At 51.8% G+C, this 12,252-nt stretch carries 13 protein-coding genes; 1 reads left to right on the top strand and 12 read right to left on the bottom strand.

Annotated elements, in window-relative coordinates:
• Window positions 1-10: 10 nt before the first annotated feature.
• The 12 genes from mltG to cymR form a co-directional block, all read right to left on the bottom strand.
• Complete coding sequence (gene mltG, locus NST08_RS08070) at window positions 11-1,057, bottom strand: endolytic transglycosylase MltG (protein WP_007129260.1); 1,047 nt, start codon at window positions 1,055-1,057, stop codon at window positions 11-13.
• Between the two features lie 105 nt (window positions 1,058-1,162).
• Window positions 1,163-1,474, bottom strand: a complete 312-nt coding sequence (locus NST08_RS08065) for a DUF1292 domain-containing protein (RefSeq protein ID WP_007129259.1) — start codon at window positions 1,472-1,474, stop codon at window positions 1,163-1,165.
• Complete coding sequence (locus NST08_RS08060) at window positions 1,474-1,776, bottom strand: DUF1292 domain-containing protein (protein ID WP_007129258.1); 303 nt, start codon at window positions 1,774-1,776, stop codon at window positions 1,474-1,476. Before NST08_RS08060 ends, NST08_RS08065 begins: the two co-directional genes overlap by 1 nt.
• Window positions 1,777-1,788: 12 nt before the next feature.
• Complete coding sequence (ruvX, locus tag NST08_RS08055) at window positions 1,789-2,202, bottom strand: Holliday junction resolvase RuvX (protein WP_007129257.1); 414 nt, start codon at window positions 2,200-2,202, stop codon at window positions 1,789-1,791.
• Between the two features lie 11 nt (window positions 2,203-2,213).
• Window positions 2,214-2,474 (bottom strand): IreB family regulatory phosphoprotein, encoded by a 261-nt coding sequence (locus tag NST08_RS08050; RefSeq protein ID WP_007129256.1) that lies wholly within the window; start codon window positions 2,472-2,474, stop codon window positions 2,214-2,216.
• A 201-nt stretch (window positions 2,475-2,675) separates the two neighbouring features.
• Window positions 2,676-5,303: an alanine--tRNA ligase gene (alaS, locus tag NST08_RS08045; protein ID WP_210095613.1), complete on the bottom strand. Its 2,628-nt coding sequence runs from the start codon at window positions 5,301-5,303 to the stop codon at window positions 2,676-2,678.
• A 430-nt stretch (window positions 5,304-5,733) separates the two neighbouring features.
• The gene (locus tag NST08_RS08040; RefSeq protein WP_007129254.1) at window positions 5,734-6,801 is read right to left on the bottom strand and encodes an AI-2E family transporter; all 1,068 of its coding nucleotides are present in this window, start codon (window positions 6,799-6,801) and stop codon (window positions 5,734-5,736) included.
• Between the two features lie 167 nt (window positions 6,802-6,968).
• Window positions 6,969-7,178, bottom strand: a complete 210-nt coding sequence (locus tag NST08_RS08035; RefSeq protein ID WP_007129253.1) for a hypothetical protein — start codon at window positions 7,176-7,178, stop codon at window positions 6,969-6,971.
• A gap of 11 nt (window positions 7,179-7,189) precedes the next feature.
• Window positions 7,190-7,711, bottom strand: a complete 522-nt coding sequence (locus NST08_RS08030) for a PRC-barrel domain-containing protein (protein WP_007129252.1) — start codon at window positions 7,709-7,711, stop codon at window positions 7,190-7,192.
• Between the two features lie 140 nt (window positions 7,712-7,851).
• Window positions 7,852-8,997 carry a cysteine desulfurase family protein gene (locus NST08_RS08025; RefSeq protein ID WP_341034065.1) on the bottom strand — a complete coding sequence of 382 codons (1,146 nt, stop codon included), beginning with the start codon at window positions 8,995-8,997 and terminating at the stop codon, window positions 7,852-7,854.
• Between the two features lie 442 nt (window positions 8,998-9,439).
• Window positions 9,440-9,751: a hypothetical protein gene (locus NST08_RS08020; RefSeq protein WP_028405002.1), complete on the bottom strand. Its 312-nt coding sequence runs from the start codon at window positions 9,749-9,751 to the stop codon at window positions 9,440-9,442.
• A gap of 520 nt (window positions 9,752-10,271) precedes the next feature.
• Window positions 10,272-10,691: a cysteine metabolism transcriptional regulator CymR gene (gene cymR / locus NST08_RS08015; protein WP_007129249.1), complete on the bottom strand. Its 420-nt coding sequence runs from the start codon at window positions 10,689-10,691 to the stop codon at window positions 10,272-10,274.
• Between the two features lie 302 nt (window positions 10,692-10,993).
• Here cymR and mnmA point away from each other — a divergent pair, with 302 nt between their 5' ends.
• Window positions 10,994-12,103, top strand: coding sequence for a tRNA 2-thiouridine(34) synthase MnmA (gene mnmA, locus NST08_RS08010; protein ID WP_186311204.1), 1,110 nt, complete (start codon window positions 10,994-10,996; stop codon window positions 12,101-12,103).
• Window positions 12,104-12,252: the final 149 nt, after the last annotated feature.

Here is a 12,252-nt window from a genome sequence, read left to right as displayed (position 1 = left end):
AGGATTCCTCCTATTCCTGTTGTCCCATCTTCTTGCTCGTCTCGATGTTCTTCAAATGCTCCTTATACGTCTTCGCAAACAAATGCTCCTGGGTCCCGTCCTTCTTCGTGACATAGAACAGGTAATCGGACTTCTCCGGGTTCAGCGCCGCCTTGATCGATTCCAGACTCGGGCTTGCGATCGGCCCTGGAGGGAGACCTTTCTGGCGATACGTATTATAAGGGCTCTTGACCTCCAGATCGGCATAAAGCAGCCGCTCCTTCGGTTTATCCAGCAAGTACTGCACCGTAGCGTCAATCTCCAGCTTCATGTCCTGCTCCAGGCGGTTATAGATCACGCCGGCCACAAGCGGACGCTCATGATCGACGACCACCTCGCGCTCGACCAGCGAAGCGATCGTCATCAGTTCATGGAACGTCACGCCGCGAGCCTTCAGCTGCTCCTCCCAATTCGGGATTTCTTCAAGACGCTTTTCGGTCTCCTTCAGCATGGTCTCCACGATTCCTTTGGCCGATAATTCCTTCTTCGGGAGCTCGTACGTTGCCGGGAACAGATAGCCCTCCAAATGATGCTTCAGCTCCGGATCCTCAGGAATTTCGGCCGCCACCGGAATGTCCCATCCGGAGGATTGGTCAGCGAGGTCCAGAATTTCTTTCTCATCGATCCCGCTTTCCTCGGATATCTTCTCCGCCATTTGGGCGACCGTGAAGCCTTCCGGTATTGTAAAGCGGACCATCTCCTCCGGCTTGACTTCGCCGTTATTCATCATCGTCAGCAGCTCCTGAAAGGGAGTGCCGGGCGTTGCCTCGTAGGTGCCGGCCATTAACCGGCTCCCTTCATTCGTAAGCTTCAAATAACCTTTAAGTAGTAGGGCGTTCTTAATTAATCCCTTGTCCTCCAGCAGATCGGCAATGGATGATGTGCTCATGCCCGGCTCCACCGTAAATTCTACCGGGGCATCCGAGCTCTGAACAGGCTGAAGGCCGTTCCACACATAGAATGCAGCCCCGCCGGCAATGAGGATCAACGCCAGTGCTGCTATAGCCAGTTTCTTCAATCTACTCATCCCTTCACACCAAAAGGGGCGGACAGGTCCGCCCCTTCCATAAACTCATTTGAAATCAAATCGAGAGAATCCGCGTAAGTAACGATTCAGCTGCCCTTAATCCTCGTCTTCCTCCGGAAACGTCAGCTCATCATACAGCTCCGACACATTTTCCCACTCTTCATCGTCGTCAATGGTCGCCAGCTGCAAGCTGCCGTCTGCGTCCGTCACGATCCGGAGCACCTCGTACTCCTCGTCCATCCGGTCCGGCTGCACCAGAATGGCATAGCCTTGGCCATCTACTTCAAATTCGGCGGCAATATCATAGACCTCGACTTGACCCTTCTCGTCCTCAAGCTCGATGCTTTCACCGAATGCTTCCTTGAGCACCTGGGTCCACACGATATTCTCAACCGAAAAATCCGCCATTACTCGTCGCTCCCATTCAGCTCATCCACGAGCGTATTGAAGGTTTCTTCGACGATCGCCCATTCCTCGTCATCCTCGATCATGAACAGCTTGAGATCATCTCCGTCTTCCTCATAGCGGAAGGCGTACACTTCATCGGTCTCCTCATCGGCTGCTTCACGCGGCACGACCATCATGTATCTGGCGTCGGAGCCGTCCACCTCGAATTTCATGATGACTTCAAACTCTTCCTCATTGCCCTCGTCATCGGGAATATAAATAATTTCCGGTTCTTCTTCCATGCCAATATGCTCATTCGCCATTCGTAATCACCCTCACCTTTTAGAATCCAAGTAGTTTTGTAATATCAAACTTGCGGCCATTTTGTCCACGACCTGTTTTCGCTTTTTTCGGCTGACATCGGCTTCCAGCAATGTCCTCTCAGCGGATACTGTTGATAGCCGTTCATCCCAAAGGTGAACGGGTAAGTCTAGGGAATCCCGCAGCGTGCCTGCGAATTCCATGCAGATTTCACCCCGGGGACCAATCGTGCCGTTCATATTTTTCGGAAGGCCGACCACGATCTCACCAACCTCATGCTCTTTTACAAGCTCGGCGATTCGGTTCAGCTCGCTCCCGTCCCGGCGGCGTTCGACGACCTCGAGCCCTTGGGCCGTCCATCCGAATACGTCGCTTAGGGCTATCCCGATTCTGCGGTCCCCGTAATCTAATCCCATGATTCTATGCATTCCCTATACTCCTAACGGTGACTGGCTAAGTAGAACCGGACCAGTTCTTCAATCAATTCATCTCGCTCTTTCTTCCGGATCAAACTTCTGGCATTGTTGTGCCGAGGTATATAAGCAGGGTCCCCGGACAAAAGATATCCCACGATCTGGTTAATCGGATTGTACTCCTTCTCGACCAACGAGTCGTATACCGAAAGTAAAATGTCCTGAGCGGAAACCTCCTTCTCATCACCTTTTACATTGAACTTGACTGTCTTATCCATGGAGTCCATGTGTGACACACCTCGCTTCTTCAAAGAACATGTAAACCATGCCTCGTCGAAAATTTACCAGCTTGATCTTGTTATATCATACCATACTCCGTCGTCTCTACGGAAATCCAAAGCGAAATATTTAGAGGGTACTCCAAAAAATTCAGGATAGTGTACAGCGAATGCGTCCCCGCCCGCTGTACACCACCGAAGGACAAAGCATTAAACGCCTTGGGCGACAAGCTCCTCTGCCCGCTGGAGAGCCTGGGCCATCTTGGATGCATCCTTGCCGCCAGCCTGGGCCATATCCGGACGGCCACCGCCTCCGCCTCCGCAAACCGAAGCGACTTCCTTCACCAGCTTGCCTGAATGATAGCCCTTCTTCACCAGATCCTGCGGCACGGCTACGACGAAGTTCACTTTCTCGCCCGCTTTGGAGCCGAGTACGATGATCGCATTCGGCAGCTTGCCCTTCAGCTCATCCGCAATGCTGCGGAGTCCGTCCATGCCGCCTGCCTGAACTTCAGCCGCCAGCAGCTGGACTTCACCCACTTGCTTCACTTTATCCGTCAGCTGACTGGCCTCAATCGCTCCCAGCTTGCCTTGCAGCGATTCATTCTCGCGGGCCAGCTCCTTAAGCTGTTGGTTCAATCCCTCGATTCGCTTCGGCACGTCAGAGATGTTGCTCTTCAAGAGGCTTGATGCCTGCTTGAGAAGATCAAGCTGTCCTTCCAGGTACTCATAGGCATGGCGCCCGGTCACAGCTTCGATCCGCCGCACGCCGGAGCCGATGCCGCTCTCTCCGAGCAGCTTGAAGATGCCGATTCGGGACGTATTGTCCACATGACATCCTCCGCACAGCTCGATGCTGTAATCGCCGACTTGGACGACGCGGACGATATCCCCGTATTTTTCCCCGAACAGCGCCATCGCTCCCATAGCCTTCGCTTCATCAATCGGCTTGAGGTCGATGACCACCGGGATGCTCTTCCACACTTGCTCATTGACGCGGCGCTCGATTTCGGCCAGCTCCTCCTGGGTAATGCTGCCGAAATGTGAGAAGTCAAAGCGCAGCCGCTGCGGCTCGACAAGGGAGCCCGCCTGGTTGACATGCTCGCCAAGCACTTCTTTCAGCGCTTTATGCAGCAAGTGGGTTGCCGTATGGTTCTTCACGATATCATTTCGAAGGCTGGCATCCACCTTGGCGGCTACGACGTCGCCTACCTTCAGTTCGCCTGCCTCCACGGTTACAAAATGCACATGCTGTCCGTGAGGGGCTTTGAACAGGCCTTCTACTTTTGCGCGTACCGTATCGCCCTCAAGCACGCCTTGGTCGCTGACCTGGCCGCCGCTTTCGGCGTAGAACGGCGTTGCATCCAGAATGACCTGGGCGGACTGTCCTTCGCCGATTCCATCGGCAAATTGATCATCCGTAATGATGGCCAGCACCTTCGCATCGCGAACGGTGTCATTATATCCAACAAATTCGCTTTTAACCGTATAATCGGACAGAACCCCGCCTTGAACCTTCATGCTTTCCGTTTCGTGGCGGGCTTTGCGCGCACGCTCGCGCTGCTCCTTCATCGCCTCGTCGAAGCCTTCGCGATCGACGCTCAGGCCGTGCTCAGCCGCATAATCCTCCGTCAAATCGAACGGGAAACCATAGGTATCGTACAGTTTGAACGCATCGGCGCCGCTAATGACCGATTGGCCTTGCTTCTTCGCTTCCGCGCTCATCTCTGCCAGAATCGCCAGCCCGTCGGAGAGCGTCTTGTGGAACTGCTCTTCTTCCGTTGCGATTACCTTCTCGATGAACGCCTGTTTCTCCACAACCTCCGGATAGTAGGCGCCCATAATGTCGCCGACCGTGCCGGTCAACGTGAACATGAACGGCTTGTCAAGACCGAGCACCTTCCCGTATCGAACCGCACGGCGGAGCAAACGGCGGATGACATAGCCCCGTCCTTCATTAGAAGGCAGCACGCCGTCGGCAACGGCAAAGGCGACGGTGCGGATATGATCCGCAATGACCTTGAGCGCCACGTCGTATTCCGCCTTCTCCTTGTATTTCACACCGGCAAGCTCAGCGGTCTTTTGAATGATCGGCTGGAACAGGTCGGTATCGAAGTTGGAATCGACATTTTGCAAAATGGAGGCAAAACGCTCAAGTCCTGCACCCGTATCGATGTTCTTGTTCGGAAGCGGCGTGTAGCTGCCGTCCTTGTTATGGTTGAACTGCGAGAATACGAGGTTCCATACCTCAAGCCAGCGCTCGTTCTCGCCGCCCGGGAACAGCTCTTCTTCCGGCGCTCCGTGCCCATACTCTTCCCCGCGGTCGTAGAAAATCTCGGTACATGGTCCGCATGGCCCTTCCCCGATATCCCAGAAGTTGTCCTGCAGCTTGATAATCCGGCTCTCGGGCAGGCCGATCTTCTCGTTCCACAGCTTGAACGCTTCCTCATCCTCCGGGTATACCGTGACGGACAGGCGCTCCGGATCGAACCCGATCCACTTCTTGTCGGTCAGAAACTCCCATGCCCAGGTAATGACTTCTTCCTTGAAGTAGTCTCCGATAGAAAAGTTTCCGAGCATTTCGAAGAACGTGTGGTGACGGCGAGTCTTGCCGACATTCTCGATATCATTGGTGCGAATGCATTTCTGCGAGTTGGCGATTCTCGGATTGTCCGGGATCACCCGGCCGTCAAAGTACGGCTTCAGCGGCGCCATGCCTGCATTAATCCACAGCAGCGACGGGTCGTTGTGCGGGACAAGCGAAGCGCTTGGCTCAATGTGATGGCCTTTCTCGGCGAAAAACGCCAGCCATTTGGATCGAATTTCACTTGCTTTCATCATTAGCATCCTCCAGTCATAATATAACGCCCGGGCCAAATTAACCCGAACACAAAAACGCCCCTGAAATAGTTCAGGGACGATGTTCTCGCGGTACCACCCTGGTTATCGTGCAAGAATCCGTCCGGTTGGTTAACCGAAAAGACATGCGACGATCGCCTCGTTGCAGCTGGATAACGGCAGCCACCCGGTGAATTTTGTTCACACTCAAAAATTAGCATTTCAGCTTGGACGCTTCCAGGTTCTCGCAGCCATTCGTATTGGATCGCATCGATCCGCCGAAAGGAACCTGTTCTCTGGGCAAGGTGCACGAAGCTTACTGGGATTTTCTCATCGATTTGGACGAATATTCGTTTAATATTTCAAGTATATCCACGGAAACGGCATATTGTCAATCCGTCGCCACCGATCGTCAACGTCTGCTCGGATCTCAGCCCGATTTCCGCCTTACATAATAAGCGAACACATGCTGCAAGAGGACCTTCAGCACTGCAAAGACAGGTACGGCGAGAATAAGGCCGACAGTTCCCGCGATCTGGCCTCCGACAAGCAGGGCGAATATGATAAGAAGCGGATGCATATGCAGCTTCTTCCCAACCACCTGCGGAGAGATCACATTGCTTTCGAGCGTCTGGCACACCATATTGACGAGCGCGACCATCAGCACCATTTTCCATGAAAGGGTCGAAGCCATAACAAGCGCCGGAGCGGCGCCCAGAAAAGGCCCCAAATACGGAATGATGTTGAACACGGCCACGATGCTGGCAAGCAGCAGCGCATACGGCATGCCTACGATCATATAACCGATGTATGCGAGAATACCGATAATGAGGCAAACGAGAAACTGCCCCCGGACATAATTGCCAAGGGCATTATCAATGTCCTTAAGCAGGATAACGATCGACTTGCGGTGGCTTCGGGGCAGATAGGAAACGGTCGTCCGCTGAAACACCTCGAAATCTTTTAATATGTAAAAAATGAGGAACGGCACGATCATGACATTGAACAATATGTTAATCGCATTGCCGATATTGTCCATAAAGTCCGAGATGCCTCCGGCCAGCCTCGATTCGATGGTCAGAAACCAGCTGTTCACCCCGGTTCGTACGCCCGGCGGCAGCAGACGGCTATCCAGACTGGTCATCAGCGACTGCGCGTTCATCGTCAGCTCAGGCAGATGCTCGTTTAATTCCTCCAGCTGCCGTATCAGCATCGGAATCAAATTGATGAGAATGACGGCAAGTGCGGCCAAGAACACCGCATAGATCAGGAGCACCGCAGCGCTTCGCGGGACCTTACGGTCGGACAGCATGCATACAATCGGATTCAGGACATAGGATATGATCATGGCTATCAGAAACGGAGCAAGCACCGCTTTGACAAAACGATAGACATCGAGAAATAAAGGCCTAAGAAGCCATACAAAATAAAGGGTAATCAGTCCAAGCAGCAGCCATATTAAAAAGCGAAACCACTTGCTCTCGGTCAGCTGTTCCACAGGGCACTCTCCTTTACGGCAAAAGCTTACCCTGTAGTATATGTCCAAGCTTCCGGATTTAATCTAACATTCAGTTCCTCTGGTTCATAGAAAAAGGACCTCCCTCGCGGAAGATCTCCATGGATCCGGCGGGAAGGCCCTATTCTCTGAGAATATGTACGCGCTCTTTAGGAAGAGGCGTGCAAATGCGGGAACTCCGGCTGCATCTCATCGCCGAAGAATAAATCATCCAGCGAGCTGAGCGTGCCGTCCTCTTCAACCTGGTATACGGACATCTTCTCCCCGTTCACCGTCAATTCAATAAAGCATCCCCAGCAGTAAAACTGGTGGGAGCCGATTTTTCCGATATCTTTGGAACTACAGTTTGGACATTTCATCCTACTTCACCCTATCCGTTCACAGAATTAATGGCTTTTTCCAGACGCTGTTCGCTCATCGGGGGGACCATTACGGCATGTTCACCGACAGCCATTTCCGCTGTGCAAGGCAGCCATTTGCGGCCTTCGATCAAATCCGATACAAAACCGTCGGATATTTCCAATCCTAATATTGTATTGCCCTGTTCCTGCTCAAAATAAACATCCGAAACACGTCCGAGCAGAACTCCGTCCTCCGTCAGGACCTGCATTTCTTTCAATTTACGCTTGCCTGTAAGGTAAGTTAAGCCAATTTCGCCCGTTCCTACCTTCCGTACGGCCTCTTGGCTCCGGATCATGACGGCATCTTCTCCATAGGCTACGATGTCTTCCCATGCAACGCTTTTCACATGTGTGGAGAACAAAGCTCTGCCTTCAAGTTCCAATCCGGTTATCAGCCAGTTATCATCTAGTATAAAATCGTGGATTTTTCCGATTTCTTTACCGTTTTCCACGTCGAATACAGCCAGTCCGATCATTTCCTGAAGCTTCATTGCTAGATGGATACCTCCTCATCCTCCGCTTGTTTGAAACCGGCAATCCAGCATGGCATGCAGCCAGCCCCTCGGCTTCTAAGGATGAAATGGATGAACGCATACCCCCTTTATTAGCGAAAAGAGAAATCCCTCAACATTTATTTACGCAGCCGTTTAAGGATGGTTTCAATTTTTTGGGCCGTGAACTCCATTTCTTGAGTAGTATTACCCAAACCGAAACTAAATCGAATCGCAGATCGCAAAATCGGGTCCGGAAGCTTCATGGCCTGAAGCACATGAGAGATTTCCAGCGAGCCCGAGGTGCAGGCCGAGCCGCTTGCAGCCGCTATGCCTTCCATATCCAGATTCATCAGCATCGTCTCGGTGCTCACATCAGGAAAGCTGAGATTCAGCACATGCGGGAGGTAGTACTCCTGGTTTCCGTTGATCGCAAAAGCCTCCTCACCGATCAATCGGCGAAGCTCCTCGAGCAGCGTGTTCCGCAGCAGCCGATAATGCGCAAGCCGCTGCTCAATCCCGTTAACGGCGAGCTCCGCTGCCGCCGCAAATCCGGCAATTCCCGCCATATTCTCGGTTCCGGCACGGCGCTTCTTCTCCTGCAGCCCGCCAAATAGACGCGGTGACAAGCTCAATCCCCGTTTGACCACCAAAGCGCCGACACCTTGCGGGCCGTTAATTTTGTGAGCGGAGAAGCTCCACATATCGACGGGGAGGTCACGGCAGGATATTCGAGCAGATCCCAGCGCCTGCACGGCGTCCGTATGAAATACGACGCCACGGCTTGCGCACAGCTCGCCGATCTCGGCTATCGGCTGGATGGTGCCTACTTCGTTATTCCCATACATAATCGTAACAAGCACGGTGTTCTCCTTGATGGCGCCGGCGATGTCCTCTACCGAGACGCGACCGGTATGGTCGACCGGAATGTAGGTAACCTCGCAGCCTCTCTTCTCCAGCTCTTGGCAGGCATGAAGCACCGCATGATGCTCCACCGCGGAGGTAATGACATGCTTGCCGCTTACCCCAGCCGCCTCAACGATGCCGAAGATAGCCAGGTTATCGCTCTCGGTGCCGCCGGAGGTAAATACCAGCTCATCCGATTGGCATCCCAAAAGGGACGCGATTCGATCCCGCGCCCCGTTCACAATCTTCTTCGCTTCCCGTCCATATGCATGGACGCTCGAAGCATTGCCGTGCCAGTTCGTCATGATGTCCATCATTGCTTCCGCGACGGCCGGATGCATCGGTGTCGAGGCCGCATGATCCAAATACACGGTTTTCATGTTTATTCACGCACCTTGATATTAGTCGAGTATTCACATTTCCGGCGATTAAGGAGATTAGGCGGTTAGGCGATTCGTCATTTCATCGTGATCGCGCCCATATGCCGGAATGTGATTTTTATGCTAAAACATTAAGGAAGCTTTACAGCAAAAATGTGGTCTCTTATCCGCAGCTTATCGATGAAAACCTCATTGGCTTCTGTCATGGATTCTAAATAAGCTCAGGAGGGCTGTTCATCCCTTTGGCTCGTGGAAGTTCTTTTTATCACAACCCGATAATAGCATATACGATGAGCCCCAGCTCTGCAACTTCTCATGAAAAATTTCTGAAACAAAACAACAACAAAAAGGTTGTAATTATACCCCCCTTCCAGGCATACAAAAACAGAAGTCAACGGATCAAGAATAACGACCAAGGAGCCTATTCTCTATAAACTGTTTTCTATAAACTTTCTTTCTTAAAACTCGTTTCTCCAAAGCTCCAGCTGCTCATAGTATTCAAGCTTCCCTTATTCAATGGAAGAGACACGACTAATTGCAATTTAATCAACGCTTGCTCAAGAATCTCCAGGGGGTCATCGGACTCCGTCATGCTTTCGCAAATGTCGATGGCTTCTTTTACTGCGTTATTGAGCGTATCCGCCCTTTGTTTCTCTGCTGCTGCTTGCTCAAGCCAGTATTTTAACGCGGCAGATTTACTTTCCTCATCAACCGAATGGCAAAGATTCATATCCTCTTGCCAGCTTCTACTCATAATTTCTCCCCTTTTAGTCTAAGTTCACTTGCCTACATCATTAGACACCGACCAACCCATATTGTTACCCCTTCTATTTCATTTAAAGCCTTTTTGTTCAGCAACGAGCTGTCAAGCTTATGTTCTTGGGATTTCGTTCCGCTTGTCCCGATGTTCCCTTATGCTAACTCATCTTTTTTCTTCACCGAGTTTTGGTGATTTCGATTTCTCCGGCACATCGCATGCCATATAAGAAAGCTACCTGGCATGTCCGGGGAAGGCGGGTTCTAATCATGGAGCGAAAAAGCAATGAAACGGTGAAGATGTCGGATACAGCTACAGATGGAATGAGATTACCCCATTCGGAAGGCATATGGAGCGATCGATCAGATCAGATAACAAAGGAGTTCAAACTTCCAAGTTGACGCGGAGGCGATCTGTAGAAAACGTGGGATCATGTTATAGATCAAGGGATACCACAGAGAGACGCAATACCCCTTGATTATATGTGGCTTAGCCGGTTAATGCTTCAGCCTTCGAATTAAATATAGAACATGTAATTGTCCGCAGCGGACTGTTCCTGGAAATTGATGAGGTTATCAAGCGTCGTGGAATCCAGTACCTCGGCGATGCTGTCGCGGATACGAAGCCACAAATCCCGTTTCGCCGGATCGTCTTCTTCCGTAAAATCCACCGGTGAGATCGGCCCTTCGAGCACGCGGATGACGTCCCCCGCCGTAATCGAAGCCGGCTCGCGGGACAGGATGTAGCCGCCGTATGCGCCGCGAATGCTCTTGACCAGACCTGCGTTCCGAAGCGGCGCGATCAACTGCTCCAGGTAATGCTCCGAGAGCTGATTCTTCTCCGCTATGCTTTTGAGCGAGGTCGGGCCTTCGCCGAATTTGGCGGCCAGCTCCATCATAATCGTCAATCCGTACCTTCCTTTAGTTGATATCTTCAAAGGTGACACCTCTTTCGAATATTTGTATATGATGTCCATACTTGAACATGCTGTTAGGGGAATCGGATAACACGATAAATACGGTACACGTATGCTCGATTCCTGCTAATTCTGAGTTTTCTCCGTATTCCGATCATTACCCTCAGCTTATGGTACCATATCCTGAATGCCAATGGCTAATAATCCGGATCAAATCGTAAAAATTTGTTCACCCTGAGTGGACATATCCAAGCATGGGAACCTTGGCGAAAGTATGTTAAAATACGTCATGGGCACAATTTAAGATGAAAATGGTGATAACGATGTCTACAGATAATAAGAACACTCGGATCGTTGTCGGCATGTCAGGGGGAGTCGATTCCTCCGTAACGGCGCTGCTGCTCAAGCAGCAGGGCTATGAAGTAATCGGCATCTTTATGAAAAACTGGGACGATACCGACGAATTCGGCTACTGCACCGCCGAAGCGGATGCGGAAGACGTGCGCCGGGTATGCGAACAGCTGGACATTCCCTACTACACCGTCAATTTCGAGAAGGAGTACTTCGATAAAGTATTCTCCTATTTTCTTGATGAATATAAAGCCGGAAGAACGCCGAACCCTGATGTCATGTGCAACCGTGAAATCAAATTCGGCGAGTTCCTGAACAAAGCGCTCGATCTCGGAGCCGATTATGTGGCAACCGGCCATTACGCGCGCGTCACCGAGGAGAACGGGCAATTCCATCTTCTCCGTGGTGTCGATGGCAACAAGGACCAAACCTATTTCCTGAATGCACTCAACCAGGAGCAGCTGTCTAAAGCCATGTTCCCGATCGGGCATTTGCCTAAACCGGAAGTGCGCCGCCTCGCGGAGGAAGCCGGTCTGTACACCGCGAAGAAAAAAGACAGCACCGGCGTTTGCTTTATCGGCGAACGGAATTTCAAGGAATTCCTGAGCCAGTACTTGCCGGCCCAATCCGGCGACATGGTGGATATCGTCACCGGAGAGGTGAAAGGCCGTCATGACGGTCTCATGTACTATACGCTCGGCCAGCGCCAAGGTCTCGGCATTGGCGGATCCGGCTCGGGCGAACCTTGGTTCGTGGCTGACAAAGATCTGAACAACAATATTCTGTACGTTGTGCAAGGAGATCATCCAAGCTTGTATTCAACAGGATTGATCGCCTCGGGAGTCAACTGGATTGCAGGCGAGGACGCTATGCCCAAAGCCGCCTTCACCTGCACCGCCAAATTCCGTTACCGTCAGCCAGACCAGGAAGTGACGCTTACGCCGCGTGAAGACGGCACGGTGCATGTGGCGTTTGCAAAGCCGCAAAAAGCCATTACGCCGGGACAAGCCGTCGTGTTCTATCAAGGCGAAGAGTGCCTTGGCGGCGGAACGATCGAATCCGCGGATAAAATCCCGTATTAATCTGGCGGCTAAATTAGGAAGCATTTGATTGTCGGCTAATTCGACCTCAATGCAACATAAAAATGCACCTCTGTCATACCTCACTGGAAAGTGGTGAGGTGACAACGGAGGTGCATTTTTTCTGCCGGAACGAGACTGAAATGCCCAGC

It is taken from the genome of Paenibacillus sp. FSL K6-1566 (assembly GCF_038050475.1).
GTDB lineage: Bacteria > Bacillota > Bacilli > Paenibacillales > Paenibacillaceae > Paenibacillus_AQ > Paenibacillus_AQ lactis.
The sequence above is the reverse complement of the archived record's forward strand: the minus strand, read 5'-3'. Positions and strand labels throughout refer to the sequence as shown.

Excerpts from the sequence above, each read along its gene's own strand:
- NST08_RS08065 (WP_007129259.1), bottom strand. The coding sequence starts at position 1,474 with ATGGCGGATTTTTCGGTTGAGAATATCGTGTGGACCCAGGTGCTCAAG.
- NST08_RS08060 (WP_007129258.1), bottom strand. The coding sequence starts at position 1,776 with ATGGCGAATGAGCATATTGGCATGGAAGAAGAACCGGAAATTATTTAT.
- ruvX (WP_007129257.1), bottom strand. The coding sequence starts at position 2,202 with ATGCATAGAATCATGGGATTAGATTACGGGGACCGCAGAATCGGGATA.
- NST08_RS08050 (WP_007129256.1), bottom strand. The coding sequence starts at position 2,474 with ATGGACTCCATGGATAAGACAGTCAAGTTCAATGTAAAAGGTGATGAG.
- alaS (WP_210095613.1), bottom strand. The coding sequence starts at position 5,303 with ATGAAAGCAAGTGAAATTCGATCCAAATGGCTGGCGTTTTTCGCCGAG.
- NST08_RS08035 (WP_007129253.1), bottom strand. The coding sequence starts at position 7,178 with ATGAAATGTCCAAACTGTAGTTCCAAAGATATCGGAAAAATCGGCTCC.
- NST08_RS08030 (WP_007129252.1), bottom strand. The coding sequence starts at position 7,711 with ATGAAGCTTCAGGAAATGATCGGACTGGCTGTATTCGACGTGGAAAAC.
- NST08_RS08025 (WP_341034065.1), bottom strand. The coding sequence starts at position 8,997 with ATGAAAACCGTGTATTTGGATCATGCGGCCTCGACACCGATGCATCCG.
- NST08_RS08020 (WP_028405002.1), bottom strand. The coding sequence starts at position 9,751 with ATGAGTAGAAGCTGGCAAGAGGATATGAATCTTTGCCATTCGGTTGAT.
- mnmA (WP_186311204.1), top strand. The coding sequence starts at position 10,994 with ATGTCTACAGATAATAAGAACACTCGGATCGTTGTCGGCATGTCAGGG.